We start from the raw sequence: 17,284 nt of genomic DNA, 5'->3' as shown, positions 1-17,284 counted from the left end.
CCATCGTCTTAGCGCCTGCCGGGGCAGGACCCTAGCGTTCGGCGGCCGATGGGTCGCCTCGGGAAACGCAGGGGTGGTCCGATGGGTACAGCGATGGCTGCGCCGGTACGGCTGAGTGTCCGGCGTGGTGATGAGGCCGTGGTGGAGGACCTGGAGTGGCCGTCGGTGCCGCTCGGTCTGCTGCGGGAAGCCCGGCCGTGGCGGACGTTTCGCTGGTGCAAGGGGCAGCAGCATTACTCGGGTACGTACTGGGCGGCCACTGTCGGCGATCATGTGATCTACGAATCACGGTTGGAGCTGGGTCGGTTGTTGTTCGCCGACTTCGCCCCGGAGGTGCGGCACATCGTCGCTCAGCCGTTCCTGCTCAAGGCCGATATCGACGGCAAGGTCCGCAAGCACATCCCGGACTATCTGCTGCTGACGGATGACGGTCCTCTGGTCGTGGACGTCAAGCCGCGGCACCGGCTTGAAAAGCCGGAGGTCGCCTTCACTTTCGCATGGACGCGGGAGGCGGTCACGTCGCGCGGGTGGCAGTACGAGGTGTGGAGCGAGCCGGATCCGCACGTGCTAGAGAACATCCGATTCCTTGCCGGCTACCGCCGCGACTGGCTGTTCGACGCTGATCTGGTCGGCACCTTGCGGGCCGTGGATCTGGACGGGATGTCGCTGGGCGATGCTTTCCGCCTGCTGCCCGAGTGCCCCCCGCCGCTGGTGAAGTCGGCGGTGCTGCACCTGTTGTGGTCTGGGCACATGACGACTGCCTTGGACCGGCCGCTGAGTGCGGGGCACGTGCTGCGGAGGACTCCATGAGCGGGGCGGGGACGAGGCTGGGGGTCGGGACACATTTCCGCTTGGACGGCGAGACAGTCGAGGTCGTGGAATTCGCCAGCCTGGCCACGGGTATGGAGGTCATCCTCAAGGACGCGCGCGACCGGCTGGCACGGATGTCGCTGCGCGAGCTCCTGACCTCTGATCGTGCAGAGCTGATCCACGACGGATCGGGCCCGTCTTCGGCCGATGACGAGGCCTTCGCCGCTGTGGTGTTGAACCGGCTGACCAAGGACGAGAGGGAAGAGGCCCTGGAACGGGCCGAGCATGTCCGGGAGATGCTGACGGGATACCGCTCGGGCAGCGAAGACCTTCCGCGCCCGGATGAGCCGCGCCCCCAGTACGCCCCGGGCTTGCCTCTGAAGGCTCGTTACGAGGCCAAGGCCGCGGAACTGGGGGTGTCCCCGCGGTCGACGCGTCGGTGGGCACGGGCCTACCGCGAGGTGGGCGAGGCCGGGCTGGTGTCAAAGGCTGCGCAGGCGGATGGCGGGCTGAGTAACGCCGATCCGAGATGGGTCGAAACCGCAGTGGAGGTGCTGAAGGAGTACGAGGAGGAGTCGCGCCCCTCGGTGAAGGTGGTGCTCGAAGAGATCGAGGCCCGTCTCAAGACCAAGTTCAAACTGGTCAAGGTGCCGGTACCGCCGCAGACGACGGCCTACCGCTGGATGCAGGAGCTGGAACGGCGCCATCCGCTTTTCCGGCTGAGCACTCAGCGCAACCGGGACATCGCGGACCGGCCGAAGGGGGTCTACGGAAAGCTGCGGCCCACGCGTCCGGGCGAGTACGTGCTGATGGACACCACGCGGCTGGACGTGTTCGCGCTCGACCCGGTGACGCTGCGGTGGATGCAGGCGGAGCTGACCGTCGCGATGGACTGGTACACCCGCTGCATCATCGGTCTGCGGGTGACTCCGGTGTCGACGAAGGCCATCGACGCGGTTGCCGTCCTCTATCAGGCATACCGTCCCCGGCCGGTTCCGGAGAGCTGGCCGAGGGAGGCGGCCTGGCCCGAGCACGGTATTCCGCGCGGGGTGTTGGTGGAGACCGAGGCCGTCCACGGGCCCGTCACTGGAGTCTGGGGTCCGAAGATTGCTCCGGAGACGCTGATCGTGGACCACGGCAAGATCTATTTGTCGGCGCATCTGACCAGCGTCTGCCGCCGGATGGGGATCTCGGTGCAGCCGGCGAGGCTGCGCACGGGCCGGGACAAGGGACCGGTGGAGCGGTTCTTCCGGACTCTGCGGGAAGACCTGCTGCAGCGGCTGCCCGGCTACAAGGGACCCAACATCCACTCGCGTGGATTGAACCCGGAGAAGGACGCCTTCTTCTTCCACCACGAGCTCGAGGCGATCATCCGCGAGTGGATCGCAGTGGACTATCACCGCACGCCACATGAGGGACTGCTCGACCCCCATCTGCCGAAGGTGGAACTGTCTCCAGCGGCGATGTTCGAGCACGGGCTCGCGCGGGCTGGCTACATCGAGGTGCCCCGCGACCCACAACTCGCCTTCGAGTTTCTCAACGTCACGATGCGCACGGTCCAGCCCTACGGCGTCGAGATCAACGGCCGCCGCTACAACGGTGACTGCCTCGACGGGCTCCGCGACATGGGCGGCTCCGACATCGACCTGGACAAGCGGCGGTTGGAGTTCTTCGCTGATCCCGACGACGCCACCCGGATCCACTTCCGGGACCACAAACGCGTCTGGCACACCCTTTCGTGGGAGCACGCGCCCAGCCTGGACATGCCGCTGAGCGATGAAGCGCTCCAGTTCGCCCGGCGCCTGGCGGCGAAGGAGTACACCTATCCCGACGACCGGCTCGCCGTCGCCCTTCTGCTGAAGCGGTGGAACCTCGGCCTGGGCACTTCCCTGGTCGAACGGCGGATGGCCCTACGGCTCTCCCGGGAACAAGCCGCCCTGGAAATCCCCGAGACGCAAGCCGACGCCGTCAGTTCTCTGCCTTCGGTCGCCCGCGTGCTGTCCCTTCCCGAACAGCCGGAACCCCCGGCGATCGAGACCGCCCAGGCGCCGGAAGCGGGCGATGACGACACCGACGGCTTGGAGGAGCTGGAAGAGGAACTCGACTTCTACGCCACCGCCCTGAAGGACATCGATGACGATGAGTAAGCCGGCTCGGGCCCATGCTGAGGAAGCCGATCTGCGCTCCCGGCTGGATCACCTCACGCTGTCCCGCAAGGAAGGCTTCGCCCGCCTCGCGGACGCCCCGCGCCGGATCCGTCCGGAGCTCTTGCCCCACCGGCAGCTGAAGAAGCTGTGCGAGGAAGCCCTGACCGAGTACAACCGGGTCCGCCGCAAATGGCACGCGAACCTCGGCCCGCTCGGAACTCCGCAGATGAAGGCCCTGCACGAAGACCTCTGGGACATCTTCGACAGCAACGACCAGGACAGCGACAAGGTCAAGGGCGGGATCGCCCTCGACGCCTTTCCCGGTCTGGGCAAGACCACTGCCGTGCTCGCCTTCGCCCGCAAGCTCCACCGCCGCATCATTCAGGAGGAAGGCAACTACACCGACGACGGACATGAACGCTGGCCCGTCTGCCGGGTTGGCCTGACCAGTAACACCGGGATGCGCGACTTCAACCGGGCCATTCTGGAGTACTTCGCGCACCCCGGCCGCTTCAGCGGCACCACGGCCGACTTCGGCTATCGCGCTCTCGACTCCGTGCTGTCCGCGGAAACGAAGCTGCTGATCGTGGACGATCTGCACTTCCTGAAGTGGCGGAACAAGAGCGGGATCGAGGTCAGCAACCACTTCAAGTACATCGCCAACGAGTTCCCGGTGACCCTCTTGTTGGTCGGAGTCGGGCTGGAGAAACGTGGCCTGTTCAGCGAGGGAGCAACCTATGAGGACGGGGTCCTCGCCCAGACCGGACGCCGCACGACCCGGCTGGGCATGGAACCGTTCGACATCAGGAACGAGCAGGGACGCCGCGGATGGCGCGACACCCTCCTCGCGATCGAGGAACGGGTCATTCTCGCGAACAAGTACCCCGGCATGATCGCGGACGACCTGTCCGACTATCTCTTCGCCCGCAGCACCGGCCACATCGGCTCGCTCATGACGCTGATCAACCGCGGCTGCCAGAGAGCCGTACGCACCGGCACCGAACGCCTGGACAGGGAACTGCTGGACCAGGTGAAGAACGACGCCGCATCCGAGAAGGCCCGTCGAGAGCTGCAACTGGCCTTCGAGAACAACAAGCTGACCAGCCTCCCGAAACTCCAGCGCTGCAAAGCATCATGAGCCATCCCGCTTTGCGCACGTTCTCCATCAGGGTCATGCCCCTTCCAGGAGAGGCACTCGACTCATGGTTCGAGGCGATGGCCCACCGGCTCCACACACCCATGGGCGAACTGTTGCCCCAGCTGGGGCTGGCCCGTCACGCCAGAGCAAGACGCAAGACGGCACCAGAAGCCGACATTCCGCGCGACTGGGTCCAGCTCCTCCGAGCCGCGGAGGTCAACGACATTGCGCATACCTGCGGCATCGATCCCGAGCAGGTCATCGCAGCCACCCTGGCCCACTATGACCACCGAGCCCTGCTACTTGATCACCGCACCCGACAGGTCAAACGGTGGGTGCTCTGGGGCCGAGGCAGTGGATCCCGCTACTGCCCCGACTGCCTGGCAGCCTCCAGCGGACGATGGCAGCTGGAATGGCGGCTCGGATGGTCCTTCGCCTGCCTCCGACACCACAGGCTCCTGGAGGACACCTGCCCGCACTGCGGGTCCCTGCAAAGAAGTCACCCCTACCCGGTCGCGGGCATTCCACAGCCAGGGCGCTGCGCGAACCCCGCGACCAACCGGTCTACCGGGCCGGCATCGCCCCGCTGCGGAGCTGATCTTTCACAGATGCCCACGTTGACGCTGCCGCATGAACATCCCGCCCTGGTCGCACAACGGATCGTGAGTGAAACGATCACCTCGGGGATCGCGGATTTCGGGATCTACGAACGTTCCGAGGTTCCCTCGTTGAATGCCTTGGCCGATCTCCGAGCGGTCGCTTCCCGAACCCTGGCCCCCTCCAGGAGCGACCTCCTCGCGACCCTGGTCCCGGAAGACGTGCTCGATGCCCACAACGCGGCCGGAAGCCCGCGGTCAGGTCCTCGCTCTCTGACCAACCCCACCGTCCGGCCCGGTTTCATGGCACCTCCCACGGCCGCCGGCACCGCAGCCGGTGTCATCGCGGCCCTGCACATCCTGGGAGGGCAGCACGTCCAGCTGGCGGGTACCAAGCTTCGCCGGTTCACCGGACACCATCCGAGGAGCACCACACCGGCCACCCCGACCACGATGACCGCCTGGGGCAAGTACACAAGCCCGCGACTGCTGGCCGTCCAGCTCGCGTCGATCGGCCCCGACCTCTGACCGTGGCCTCGGCATACTCCCCATAGGCGGCCATTTACGGCCCCACTGATGGCCAGGGATTTCCCCACGGACGGCCAGATATCTCCCCGCTCGCCCCAGACGTACCCGGTCGGCGAAGCTCGAGCGGGTGAAGAACAGCAGGGAGATCATGGACATCCTTGAGGCGTACGACCTCACGGGCAGTTACCGCGCGGCGGCCGAGCTCGCCCGGTGCGACCACCACACGGTGGCCCGATATGTGAAGATGCGGGCCGCTGGACAGCACCCCGACGTCCGTCGGCACCGCGACCGTGCGATCGACGTGTTCCTGCCGAAGATTGAAGAGCTGGTGGTCCGCTCGAACGGGCGGATCCGTGCGGATGTGGTCCACAAGAGGATCACCGCGATGGGCTTCACGGGCGGGGAACGCACCACCCGCCGCACCGTCGCCGAGGCAAAAGCCCAGTTCAGGGCCGGTCAGCGTCGGGTTTACCGGCCCTGGATCACCGAGCCGGGGCTATGGCTGCAATGGGACTGGGGCGAGGGCCCGCAGATCGGCGGACGACGCACTTCTTTGTGGTGCGCGTGGGTGGCCTGGTCGCGTTTCCGCGTGGTGATCCCGGTTTGGGACAAGACGCTGCCGACGATCACCGCGTGTCTGGACGCGACGCTGCGGCGGATCGGCGGGGTCCCGGCCTACGCGTTGACCGACAACGAGAAGACGGTCACCACCGACCACATCGCCGGGATCGCGGTCCGCAACCCCGAGATCGTTGAGGTCGCCCGCCACTACGGCATGACGATACGTACCTGTCTGCCGGCGGACCCCGAAACCAAGGGCGGGAGCGAGGCGACCGTCCGCATCGCCAAGGCCGACCTGGTCCCCAAAGACGTCAACCTCCTTGAGGAATACCGCAACTTCGCCGCCCTTGAGTCGGCCTGCCGCACCTTCTGCGAGGAGGTCAACAACCGGGTCCACCGCGAGACCCAACGACGGCCCGTCGAGATGCTCGCCGAGGAACGCCAGCGGCTGCATCCGCTGCCCAAGCAGCCCTTCACCGTCGCGTTCGGCACCACCCGCAGGGTCTGCTGGGACTCCACGATCTCGGTCGAGGCCGTGCGCTATTCGGTCCCGCACCAGCTGATCGACACCCGGGTCTGGGCCCGATTCCACGGCGACGAACTGATCGTCACCGCCGTCGGCCCTGCCGACGGTCATGCCCGCGAGGTGGCCCGCCACCCGCGCGGATCGGCTGGCACCCCGGTCCTTGACGACGCGCACTACCCGCCGCGCGAGAACAAGGAAGGCGATCGCGTCCCGAAGGCGACCAGCGCGGAGGAGGCCGCGTTCTTGATGCTCGGCCCCGGCGCCGCCTCCTGGCTGGTCGAGGCCGCCACCGCCGGAACACGCAAGGTCAAGACGAAGATGGCCGAGGCCGTCGCCTTCTCCAAGCTCTACTCCACTGCCGAGGTCGACCGGGCCCTTGGCACCGCCGCGGTCACCGGCCGGTTCGCCGAGAAAGACCTCATCTCCATCCTCGACTACCAGGTCGGCCTGGAAAACGTCGAGGTCACCCGCGCCAGCGAAACCCACAGCCTGCAGCCCGGCACCTCCGCCTGGTCCCGCTTCGGCACCATCCCGCTCGAACACGACGACGAAGACGAAGGCGACACTCTCTGATGGCCACCCCACTGCGCACCGTTTCCGGCTCCAGCGGCGACCAGCTCGCCGAGGCCATCGAACTGACCAAGCGGCTCAAACTCCCGCACATCCGCAAGGCGTTGACCGATGTGATCCCCACCGCGAAGGCCCAGAGGTGGGACCCCGCAGAAGTCGTACGCGTCCTCCTCTCCGAAGAGGCCGCCGGCCGCGACCGAGCGAACCTGCACACTCGACGCAAGCGGGCCGGGTTCCCCGCCGGGAAGACGTTCGGCGACTGGGACGAGCAGGCATCCTCCATACCTCGCGCGACCCAGGACTCCATCAAGACCCTCGAATGGGTCCAACGCAGGGAAAATCTCTGCGTAGTCGGCCCATCGGGGACCGGGAAAAGCCACTGGTGCGAGGCCCTCGGGCAGGCCGCCGTCGAGGCCGGGATGGCCGTCGCCTGGTTCTCCATCGAAGACCTCGGCGCCCTCGTCCGCCGTCACCGGGCCGACGATTCCATCGCCAAGGCCCTGACCCGGGTGATCCGATCCGACCTGATCATCGTCGACGACATCGGCCTGCTGCCCGTCAGCCCCGACGCCGCCGAGGGCTTCTACCGCCTGGTCGACGCCGCCTACGAACGACGCGCGCTCGCCGTCAGCAGCAACCTCCACCCCTCCGGATTCGACGAGATCATGCCGAAGACGCTGGCCACCGCGACCGTCGACCGGCTCATGCACCACGCTCACATCGTGGTCACCCAGGGTGACAGTTTCCGGCTCACCCAGGCCACCTCCGGACAGGGAGTCAAGCCCTTCAGCTGATCACAGCACTCACCACGGCGGGGAATTATCTGGCCGCCGTTGGGGAGATCTCGCAGGCCGCCAGCGGGGAGCACTCCTGGCCGCCTACGGGGAGAACTTCGAGGCCATTGACAGACCTCAGATGCACTGACCAGCTCCGCTACCGGACTGCGTCAAACCAGCCTCGCTACCCGGACCGCGTCCAGGACTCCCACCGTCGTCTTCACTCGATCCCTGCGGTGTTCTGGCCAGCACTGTCGTTGCGGATCGCACCACCAGCGGGCCACTATCAACGCATCCTGAGACCCGCCTTGTCCTGCATGCTCGGCCTCACCGGCAGCTGTCTGGACATGGAAGAGATCTCGCGCCGCCTGGGAAGCGCAACCAGCGGCCTCGCTGCCTCCAGAGTCATGCAGTATCTGCGACGCACCCCTTGGTGGACGGTCATGCAGAACGTCATGACCCTGCTGGCTGAGCAGCTCGACGCACAACCGGCACCTATCGATTACGAACGCCGACGCCACCTTGACTACAGCAGCCTCCTTCCCCCGCAAGAGTGGGATGACATCTGCCGACGCACAGCGCAATTCCGCGGTCGTGAACGGCGAATCCACGCTGCCCGCAGCCACCTCTTCGAACGCATCGGCGGACTCCCGGCCGAGCTCATGCCATCTGAGACGACGGTGACGGAAGCCGACACCCGTAAGTGGATCAGCGAGTTCACCACTCAGCTGACCTCGGACCTGGCAACCGAGCTCGACCACACAGCCAAAGCCTTCCTGAACCGTCACCGCATCCACGACGAGCCACTCACCTGGCAGCCAGACACCACGTTCCTGAAAGGACTCGAGCTACCAGGAACCAACCCCGACGCTGTCAGCATCGGCACCCTGCACGAACTCATCCGCCGACCTCGAACGACCGTCACGCAGGCGGCCAAACTCCTCGGCACAAGCAACGATGCGGTCAAGCATCTCCTCGCCGAGCACCCACCCCCACCACGACCCATCACACCCGGTAAGGCCTGGGCGACAGGCCACATCAGCGCAGTGGCCCGGACACAGCTACCGGAATCTGAACTGCGGCGGCTATACATCGACGAACGGCTGTCCATCCGCGACATCTCCCAGGCAACAGGCATCAGCGTCAGGGGCGTTACCTCTCTCGCCCGCGAGTACGACATCGTCCTGAGGCCCACTGGCAGAACCACCCGGGCGAAGCCCATCACCAAGGAATGGCTCCACGAGCAGTACACGGTTCACCGCCGTCCTCTCGCGGACCTTGCCCGCGAGACCGGCATGAGCCCCACATCGATGGCCCGCTGGGCGAGACACCACCAGATCCCGACCCGCCGCGGCGGAGCCGGCCACAACCCAGCCCTCCGAGCCCTCGCCGACGGCGTTACCGCACCGCCCCTCCTCCGGTCTGCCCTCGAACGCCGGGGTGGTCGTGAACATCTCCGCAACTTCGCCGCCGCGGCCTCCTACCCCACCCTCGGTGCCGCTGCCGACGCTCTGAACGTCAAGTGGTTCAACCTCGTTGGGCAGATCAATCGACTGGAGCGAGACCTTGGCGGGCCGCTACTGGAACGAGCGGTCCGCGGACGTCCCATGCGGCTCACGGCACTGGGGAGGCGGGCGAAGAGAGCGATCAACAAAGCCTTTCCAGACCAGGTCGCTAGCCAGACCCCGGCTTCAAAGAGCAGAGGGAAGCCGACCGGCGGGTGAGCCTCCTGGCTCTGTTCACGAGAACCACTTTGGGAGCCACTTGAGTGAGCCCCAGAATCGAACGGTTTTCGCCGCGTGACATCGCCGAGCAGCCGCCTTGGGCCTCTCCTCGACTCAGGGCGGCCGCGAGAGAGAGGCCCTTCTTGATGCCACCGGAGATTCAGGAATGGCTCTCGCTCGGGCTGGCGTCGAGCGCGGCTGTGACGCCTTCAAGGATCCCGATGAGCTCCTCAGCCGGGATCTCGACCACGAAAACCGCACCGGCGTCTTCAGGGTGGCTGAGCAGGTGTTCCTCACGCCAGAACTCCAGCGTGATCACCAGGCGGTCCTCTTCGCGGAACAGGTAGGCCGTCACATTGTCGGTAGTGGGACCCCAGAGCAGGACCCGAAACCGGCCGCGCAGCTGGTACTCGGCCTCGGACTCGTCGTCCCCCGCGCGCTGCGTGAGACGGCGATGTGTGGCTTCGGCGGACAAGCCGGCGAACGGCAGGGGAGAACCTTCGCCAGACCGCAGCCAGGCGGCGGCGTCCAGCACATCGCGGCGAAACTGGGGGACATACGCCATGTTGTCGTCGCAGGTCAGCCACTTTCCAGATGCCCAGAGGTCGACCCGGCACAGTGGGCCTGGCTCGCCGACCTCTGCGGCGAACCTGAGTTTGTCTCCCAGAACCACGTTCATGCCGGTGACCGTCGCAGGTTCAGCCCGTCATGACCAACCGAATACTTCGCGGGGCCGGTCCGGGCGGCGGCCCCTACAGCTGGAGCTTCTGACCGTCCGGTGAACCTCTTCTTGGGCAGCGGCGTCGCCGTTTTGGCCAGGCGAGCCAGGAAAATGACACGCAGTTGGGAATCCAAGAGATGACACGGCGTGAGAAGCCCGAGAACCGTCGAGGTCAGAGACGCGGCAGATGACACGGTTCGCGGGAACCTACAGGTTGTAAGGTCTCAGATTTCGCGGCACAATCTCATCTCCGATGGCACATCTGCGGCACTTATGCCGTCTTCGTGAGACTCGCTGGTCGAAGCGTTCACCCTTTTGGGTGAGGGGATTCCGGCCCGCTCCGCCCACCGATGTTCCGCTGACACTCTTGGCTACGCGGGGCATAACCCGTGGGCCGGGGGTGTGCGATGGGCAGTGTCACCGCGACGGTGAGTATCCGTCAGCAGCGTGGTGTTCTCGTGGAGGACCGACGTTCCGCTGGTACAAGGGCCAGAAGCACTACTCGGGGACCTACTGGTCGGCGACGATGCGCGACCACGCGATCTACGAGTCGCGCCTGGAACTATCGCGCTTGCTCTTTGCCGACTTCGATCCGTCCGTACGCGGCATCGTGGCCCAGCCCTTCCTGCTCAAGACGGTGCTGGAGGGGAAGGTGCATCGGCACATTCCGGACTATCTCCTGCTCACCGGGCGGGTGCCGGTGGTTGTCGACGTCAAGCCGTTGCATCGGTTGTCCAAGCCGGAGGTGGCGTTCACCTTCGACTGGACCCGGCGGGCGGTGGAATCGCGCGGATGGAAGTGCGAGGTCTGGAGCGAGCCTCCGGCCGTGGAACTGGGGAACATTCGGTTCCTGGCGGGTTACGGCGGGGACTGGCTGTTCAGCGATGAGGCTCTGGAAGAGCTCCGGGATGCGGATCTCGATGGGCTTCTTCTGGGGCAAGTCACGTGGTGTCTGCCGAGCCGTCCGGAGTCTCAAGTCCGCTCCGCCGTCCACCATTTGTTCTGTAGGCAGGCTCTCGTCACCGATCTCGACCGGCCGCTCGGCCCTTCGTTCCGCGGCAGCGGCCCCGTTCCGGCCGGTCTGTCCCCCGGCCGGAACTCTGCGGCAATCTGCCGATCCGCCCCGGCGTCCGATTTCGGCTGGCTGCGGCGCCGATCTGACCCGCGCTTCGACGCTTCGCCTGCCTCCTGGCCATCCGGTTCTGGCCGCGCAGGACCGGGTGATGGAGATCATCGACGGAGCGACGGCCGCCTTGGGCCCCTACCGGACTGTTCCCCAGCCGGCACCGGCGGTGCTGGCCGACATCCGGGCCCTGGGCATCCGTGTCCTGAGCGACCTTCCCGCTGCTGTCCTGCGTGAACAGATACCGGCCGACATCGCAGAAGTGCACCTCGCCACCGATCCGGTCTCCCCGCGCACCGAACAGGCGGCGGACCGCCCGGGGTTCATGGCCCCGCCGCGAGCCGCGGATGCCGCCGTCGCGGTCACCATGGCCCTGGGCATCCTGGAACAGCCGGGAATCCATCCGGTCGGCGAGGCCCTGCGCGGCTTGCTGGAAGCAGTACGCGAGGAACTCACGCAGATCTCGGCGACCAGCATCGACGGCTGGGGCCGGGGCATCAGCCCGGTGCTGCAGTCCGTGCACCCGGCTGCCCTCGCCCCTTTCCTCCGTCCCAGCGAGCACCTCCGTTACCGCACCACGACCGAGACTCCCCGCCGGCCGGCAAAGACCACCCGGGATATCGAGCAGAGAGCCAGGAAGATCCCCACGATGTTCTGGCCGTCCTGGACGGTCCGGCTCACACCGCCCGCAGGAATCCACGCACGGGCCCTGGCCCCCGTCCTCGCCGCCCTGCTGCTGATCCCCGACAGCCGCACCTCCTTGGACCAGGCCGCCGGGCTGGTCGGCGACGTCACCGACGGCATCGAGATCTCACGCCTCCTCCAGGAACTCGACAACCTTCCACAATGGCCGGACATCGTCGCCGCCCTGGACCGGCTCACCGACCACCTCGACGCCGATGACATCCCCATCGACTACGGCCGACGCCGACGCCGACTCCTCGACTACACCGGCCTGCTGCCCCATGACCGTTGGTTGGAGATCTGCCGCCGCACCGGAACAGCGCGGGGGATCGGACGGCGTGAACGTATCGCCCGCAGCCAGCTCTTCCGGCGTCTCAGCGTCCTGCCTGCCGAGTCTGTCCCCGATGACCTGGGTGGGCTCGACAGTGCAGAGTTCCGGGCGACATCCTTGCGGTTCACCGCGCTTCAGACCCCCGAACTCGCACACGCCTTCGAGTAGGAAGCCCTCGAATTCCTTGCCTCGCACCACATCCACGACGAGCCCGTTACCTGGCAGCCTCCCACCACCTTGCTGGCCGGGCTCTCGCTTCCCGGACCCGACCCGGCGCACGTCGACCTGCCGCGCCTGCACCAACTCGTCCGAGAACGCCAGCACCCCGTTCAGCACGCCGCCCAGGTCCTGGGCGCGACCATCGAGGCCATCCGGCATGTCCTCGACGAACACCCAGCCCCCGCACCCCCGCTGACGAAGAACGCCGCCAGAGCCACTGGCAGCAAGCCCGGCAAGCCATCCCGGCAGAGCGCTTCACTCAGCTCTACCTCGACGAACACCGGTCCCTCCGGCAGGTCGCCACCCTCACCGGCTTCTCCCGCAGAATGCTGACCGACCTCGCCAAGGAGTACGGCATCCCGCTCCGCGAGGGCCCTCGGGACTACAAGCGCCGCGGCCCCACCGAACGGGACTGGCTCATCGAGCAGTACGTCCACCGCCGCCGAACTCTGCCGGACCTCGCCTGCGAAACAGGCATGAGCACCGCGAACATGGCCCGTTGGGCCCACACCCACAACATTCCCCTCCGGCCACGCGGCGGAGCCAGCCACCAGACCGCCCTCCGCACCGTCGACGAAGCCGAGGCGCTTCCCGCCGTCCTCCGCAAAGCGCTGACCAGCCCATACGCACGACAGCGGCTCTCCCGCTTCGTGGCAGCCCGGACCTACCCCACCCTCACCGAAGCAGCCCGAGACCTCGGCATCCACCAGTCCACCCTGGTGATCCAGATCAACCGCCTCGAAGCGGACCTCGGACTGCCCCTAACGAGCCGAACGCGGCACGGCCATGAAACTGACCCGATTCGGGAAACGCGTCGCCGCAGCCGCCCAGAAGATCCCGGCCGAGGAAATGACACGACGGTGAGACGAGCTCGCCGGAGAACTGATCGACGAGATCGACGAGCTGGTGGTCAAGACGTATCCGCTGGTCTACGGATCGGGCATGCCGATGTTCGGATCGGATTTCGCGCCTACCGTGTTCGCGTTGGACTCGGTTTGTGTCTTCGATAACGGCGCCTTGGTCAGGACCTACAGCCGTACGCGCTGACCGGGCGTCCGGTGGCGATGGCGGTGTGTGGTCCAGGTGCTGCGAAATGGGTTCGCCACGGCTTGGGTTCTGCGGGTAGTTGTTGAGCATGACCTCCCCACCTGAACAGTTGCTCCCTGGTACGCAGCGTGCTCTTCTGCACCGCATCGCCACCGCACAGTCGGAAGGCCGGGCGCCCTCGCTCGTCGCAGCGCTACAGAGGCAGGGGCAGACCGTCTGGAACGGCTCCCGCAGCTGTGTGGACGGCCATGCCCCCGACGCCGACACCCAGTTCAGGATCGGTTCAATCACCAAGACCTTCACGGCAGTGCTGGTTCTGCGGCTGCGCGACGAGGGACTTCTGGATCTGGACGACCCGCTGGAGAAGCATCTGCTCGGCACAGACGTCGGTGGAGTCACTGTCCACCAACTGCTGGGCCACAGTGCGGGGCTGGGCGCCGAGTCACCCGCGCCCTGGTGGGAGAGGACTCCGGGCACATTGCGGCCCGAGCTTGTCGATGTACTCGGCGAGCAGACGCGGATGCACGCCCCGGGTCATCGTCACCACTACTCGAACCCTGGCTACACACTGCTCGGCGCGCTGGTCGAGAAGGTGCGAGGTGCGAGCTGGGCGGAGGTGCTTCAACGCGAGATCCTGGAACCGCTGGGCATGCACCGCACGGGCCTCCAGCCGCAGGCACCGCACGCAGGCGGCTGGGCCGTGCATCCCTGGGCCGATGTCATGCTGCCCGAACCGGCCGAGGATCTCGGACTGATGGCCCCGGCCGGCCAGCTCTGGTCCACGACCGGTGACCTCCTGCGCTTCGCGGCCTTTCTGGCCGAGGGGGACGACCGAGTGCTCTGTGCCGCCTCCGTGGAGCAGATGCGTGAACCGTCCGCGCCGGCCGAGTCCGGTGACTGGGAGTCCCATTACGGTCTGGGTCTCCAATCAGTACGGCGGGACGGCCGCACGCTCTTCGGGCACACGGGCTCGCTGCCCGGCTTCCTGGCCGCCCTGTGGATCAGCGTCGAGGACGATGTGGCGGCCGTCGTCCTCACCAACACCACGTCCGGGCTGGTGGTCGGTGATGTGGCCGCCGACCTTGTGGGAATCGTTGCCGAGGCCGAACCCCGTATTCCGGAGCCCTGGCGCCCGCTGCCCGAGGCGGACGCCGAGCTCCTGGCGCTGACCGGCCCCTGGTACTGGGGCACGAACACGAACATTCTGCGACTGGCCTCGGACGGTGGGCTGGAGCTTCAGCTCCTGCGGGGCAAGGGCCGCGGCGCCCGTTTCTCGGCACGGCCCGACGGCACCTGGATCGGTCTCAGCGGCTATTACGCGGGGGAGACACTACGTATCGTCCGGAACAGCGACGGCAGTGTGAACCATCTCGACTTGGGCTCGTTCGTCTTCACGCGGGAGCCGTACGACCCCACGGCGGCCATTCCCGGCGGTGTGGACGAGGGCGGGTGGCGGGGCCTCCGAGCCTGAGCACCACGTTTCACGTGAAACGCGGAGGTCGTCGGCTCAGGCCGTCAACTCCCGTTCCAGTGGGGTACGGAAGCGCGGAGTGATCCGCGCTTGGCCCACCCACTGCGCCAGCCGGGATGCTTCTGCCTCGATCGCTGCGGCAGCGTCCCGGCCGATGTCGGACAGTAGCCGCCAGACCGGCTCACCATCGGCTCGCTGTGCCCAACCACCTGCGATCTCGCCGTTCCACCACACTGTCGGGCCGATATTGCCCGAACGGTCGAAGAGCGCCGCCCGATGTCCGGCCGGGAGATGGAAACCGCGATCGGCCCAGCCCATCGCGCTGGGGTCGAGTGCCGGAAGCAGCGCGGCCCAGGGCTCCAGGACAGGTTCCGGCTCCATGTCCTCCGGCAGGACCCATCCCACGGCGCCGTCGTCGAGCCGGACCCCTTCGGCTTCGACGGCTGTCAGTGCCTTGTGGACCGAGCCCAGGCCCCAGCCCGTCCACCACTTGAGATCGGCCTCGGTCGCCGGGCCGTAGGACCGGAGCCAGCGCCGGGCCAGCTCCGCCTGCGCCTGTGCCGGTTCCTCGAACGAACAGGGCCCGGATGCGGTCCAGCGGAACTGGCTGGAGGTCCAGGAACCACGCGGCCGGTCCCGGCGGATCCGGCCCTCGGCTGCCAGGATCCGGATGACACGGGAGGCGACGCCCTGCACTCCCTCGTACTTCTTCCCGGGAAAGACTGTGATTTTGGTACGCAGGGCAGCCACGGCGGCGGAGAGTTCGCTGCCGGTGACGGGACCGGAGGCGGCCAGGGCGGCAAGGGTCTTCTCTTCGGTGTCGGCGAGCCAGCGCTCGTCCAGTCCGTTGCCGTCGTCCGCCAGGTGTTTGAGGAACGCGCGGCGTTCCTTGGCGGCCACGGCCCGGGCGTTCGACGCATCTACGTAGGGGGCGAGTTCCTGCGATATGACGAAGAGGGTGTTGCGCATGGAGAGCCGCCGGACCAGAGAGACGTCTTCGTAGAGAGCCCGCTCCACTGCGCAGACGCTTGCCTCGGACATCCGTGCGCATGCGGACAGGAAGACGGTGGCGGCGTCGGTGGCGTGCAGAGCGACGACCGCGTCGGCCGCGGACACCGGGGACACTGTCCGTACGGACGGGGCCAGGAGATGCCGCCGGCCGAGCCTGATCCTGCGCTGTTCGTCACTGATGCGGTGCATGGGCAACCTCTCGGATTCCGGGCTGCGCTCAGAGCGCGAGCTTGAAGCCCACGTGGCTGGCGGTGAAACCGAGCCGCTCGTAGAAGCGATGAGCATCGGTTCGGGTCGCATCGGACGTCAACTGGACCAACTGGCAGTCCTGGCGCCGGGATTCGGCAACGGCCCATTCGATCAGCAGCGTGCCGAGGCCGCTGCCGCGTTCGTCGGCGTGGACGCGTACGCCCTCGATGACCGAGCGGGTCGAGCCGCGCCGGGAAAGGCCGGGAACCACTGTGAGCTGCAGGGTTCCGACGACGCGGCCCTCGCGCACGGCGACGACCAGATGCTGGTTCGGGTCGTCCGCCAGCCGCCGGAATGCGGCGTGGTACGGAGCGAGAGCAACCGGTGACTCGCGCTGTGCACCCAGCGGATCGTCGGCGAGCATGGCCACGATCGCGGGGATGTCGGTGAGGTCCGCAGGGCGTATTTCCAGATCGCTCATGATCGGAAGATTACGCAGAACATGCGGGTGACGCGGGGGATTCGCCCGACCTGCCCGGGGGACCGACCGGTCCTGGCCGCGCGGCGAATCACGCGACCTGTACGGGGGCCTTCAGCCCCTCGACCGCCCTGACGAGCGGGGCCAGCTCAGGGTTCTTGGCGGCTTCGTCGAGTGCGGCGCGCAGCGCGGTGTCATTGGTCGGCCGGGCCTCGGCGAGCAGGGTGAGGCCGGCCTCGGTGACATCGGTGTAGATGCCGCGGCGATCGGTGTCGCAGAGATACCGGGTCAGCAGTCCGCGGTCCTCAAGGCGAGTCACCAGGCGGGTGGTGGCGCTCTGGCTGAGCACGACGGCGTCCGCGACCTGCTTCATTTGGAGATGGCCGCCGGGACCGCTGTGCTGTCGGCTCAGGACGTCGAGCAGGGAGTACTCCCGCACGCTGAGCCCGTGCCCAGTCTGCAGCGCCCGCTCGACAAGGGCCTCGATCTTGCCGTGGAGCAAGGAGAGGGCACACCAGCCCTGGGAGAGGGCGGTCAATGCGGGGTCTGTGGCTGTCATGGGGTCTCTCCTCCTGTCGGAGCTGCTTGCGTCCAGGGTAGGCGACGTCCGCAATAGCCCGCGCTTGCAATTAGA

13 protein-coding genes and 4 pseudogenes are annotated in these 17,284 nt (G+C 67.1%); 13 read left to right on the top strand and 4 right to left on the bottom strand.

Features of this window, described 5'->3' with window-relative positions; translation table 11 throughout:
* Nucleotides 1–141: 141 nt before the first annotated feature.
* The 8 genes and pseudogenes from OG953_RS21635 to OG953_RS21600 all read left to right on the top strand — a co-directional run bounded on the left by OG953_RS21635 (nt 142) and on the right by OG953_RS21600 (nt 9,376).
* Nucleotides 142–810 (top strand): TnsA-like heteromeric transposase endonuclease subunit, encoded by a 669-nt coding sequence (locus tag OG953_RS21635; protein WP_405686225.1) that lies wholly within the window; start codon nt 142–144, stop codon nt 808–810.
* Complete coding sequence (locus OG953_RS21630) at nt 807–2,957, top strand: transposase (RefSeq protein ID WP_405686223.1); 2,151 nt, start codon at nt 807–809, stop codon at nt 2,955–2,957. Before OG953_RS21635 ends, OG953_RS21630 begins: the two co-directional genes overlap by 4 nt.
* Nucleotides 2,950–4,095 carry an AAA family ATPase gene (locus OG953_RS21625; protein WP_405686222.1) on the top strand — a complete coding sequence of 382 codons (1,146 nt, stop codon included), beginning with the start codon at nt 2,950–2,952 and terminating at the stop codon, nt 4,093–4,095. Before OG953_RS21630 ends, OG953_RS21625 begins: the two co-directional genes overlap by 8 nt.
* A pseudogene (locus OG953_RS21620) lies at nt 4,092–4,544 on the top strand (TniQ family protein); the annotation flags it as partial. The gene OG953_RS21625 and the pseudogene OG953_RS21620, both read left to right, overlap by 4 nt.
* Before the next feature lie 450 nt (nt 4,545–4,994).
* Nucleotides 4,995–5,219, top strand: coding sequence for a hypothetical protein (locus tag OG953_RS21615; protein ID WP_405692470.1), 225 nt, complete (start codon nt 4,995–4,997; stop codon nt 5,217–5,219).
* Between the two features lie 127 nt (nt 5,220–5,346).
* Nucleotides 5,347–6,879, top strand: a complete 1,533-nt coding sequence (gene istA, locus OG953_RS21610) for an IS21 family transposase (protein ID WP_405682118.1) — start codon at nt 5,347–5,349, stop codon at nt 6,877–6,879.
* The gene (gene istB, locus OG953_RS21605; RefSeq protein WP_266795039.1) at nt 6,879–7,670 is read left to right on the top strand and encodes an IS21-like element helper ATPase IstB; all 792 of its coding nucleotides are present in this window, start codon (nt 6,879–6,881) and stop codon (nt 7,668–7,670) included. The genes istA and istB overlap by 1 nt, the downstream gene beginning before the upstream one ends.
* 299 nt (nt 7,671–7,969) lie before the next feature.
* Nucleotides 7,970–9,376, top strand: coding sequence for a LysR family transcriptional regulator (locus OG953_RS21600; RefSeq protein WP_405686221.1), 1,407 nt, complete (start codon nt 7,970–7,972; stop codon nt 9,374–9,376).
* 160 nt (nt 9,377–9,536) lie between these two features.
* Here OG953_RS21600 and OG953_RS21595 read toward each other — a convergent pair whose 3' ends face one another.
* Nucleotides 9,537–9,941 (bottom strand): hypothetical protein, encoded by a 405-nt coding sequence (locus OG953_RS21595; RefSeq protein ID WP_405686219.1) that lies wholly within the window; start codon nt 9,939–9,941, stop codon nt 9,537–9,539.
* A 409-nt stretch (nt 9,942–10,350) separates the two neighbouring features.
* Between OG953_RS21595 and OG953_RS21590 the strand changes: the two are divergent.
* The 5 genes and pseudogenes from OG953_RS21590 to OG953_RS21570 all read left to right on the top strand — a co-directional run.
* A pseudogene (locus OG953_RS21590) lies at nt 10,351–11,085 on the top strand (TnsA-like heteromeric transposase endonuclease subunit); the annotation flags it as partial.
* A gap of 235 nt (nt 11,086–11,320) precedes the next feature.
* Nucleotides 11,321–12,403: a hypothetical protein gene (locus OG953_RS21585; RefSeq protein WP_405692468.1), complete on the top strand. Its 1,083-nt coding sequence runs from the start codon at nt 11,321–11,323 to the stop codon at nt 12,401–12,403.
* 377 nt (nt 12,404–12,780) lie between these two features.
* A pseudogene (locus OG953_RS21580) lies at nt 12,781–13,179 on the top strand (LysR family transcriptional regulator); the annotation flags it as partial.
* Between the two features lie 142 nt (nt 13,180–13,321).
* Nucleotides 13,322–13,501, top strand: a pseudogene (locus tag OG953_RS21575) (dihydrofolate reductase); the annotation flags it as partial.
* Nucleotides 13,502–13,589: 88 nt separating this feature from the next.
* Nucleotides 13,590–14,972, top strand: coding sequence for a serine hydrolase domain-containing protein (locus OG953_RS21570; RefSeq protein WP_405686218.1), 1,383 nt, complete (start codon nt 13,590–13,592; stop codon nt 14,970–14,972).
* Between the two features lie 36 nt (nt 14,973–15,008).
* Here OG953_RS21570 and OG953_RS21565 read toward each other — a convergent pair whose 3' ends face one another.
* The 3 genes from OG953_RS21565 to OG953_RS21555 all read right to left on the bottom strand — a co-directional run bounded on the left by OG953_RS21565 (nt 15,009) and on the right by OG953_RS21555 (nt 17,209).
* The gene (locus OG953_RS21565; RefSeq protein ID WP_405686217.1) at nt 15,009–16,172 is read right to left on the bottom strand and encodes a winged helix DNA-binding domain-containing protein; all 1,164 of its coding nucleotides are present in this window, start codon (nt 16,170–16,172) and stop codon (nt 15,009–15,011) included.
* Between the two features lie 28 nt (nt 16,173–16,200).
* On the bottom strand, nt 16,201–16,653 hold the full coding sequence (locus OG953_RS21560; protein WP_405686216.1) for a GNAT family N-acetyltransferase: 453 nt from the start codon (nt 16,651–16,653) through the stop codon (nt 16,201–16,203).
* Nucleotides 16,654–16,741: 88 nt separating this feature from the next.
* Complete coding sequence (locus tag OG953_RS21555) at nt 16,742–17,209, bottom strand: MarR family winged helix-turn-helix transcriptional regulator (RefSeq protein ID WP_405686214.1); 468 nt, start codon at nt 17,207–17,209, stop codon at nt 16,742–16,744.
* Between the last annotated feature and the right edge of the window lie 75 nt (nt 17,210–17,284).

The organism is Streptomyces sp. NBC_00057, from assembly GCF_045041165.1.
Classification (GTDB): Bacteria; Actinomycetota; Actinomycetes; order Streptomycetales; family Streptomycetaceae; genus Streptomyces.
The sequence above is the reverse complement of the archived record's forward strand: the minus strand, read 5'-3'. Positions and strand labels throughout refer to the sequence as shown.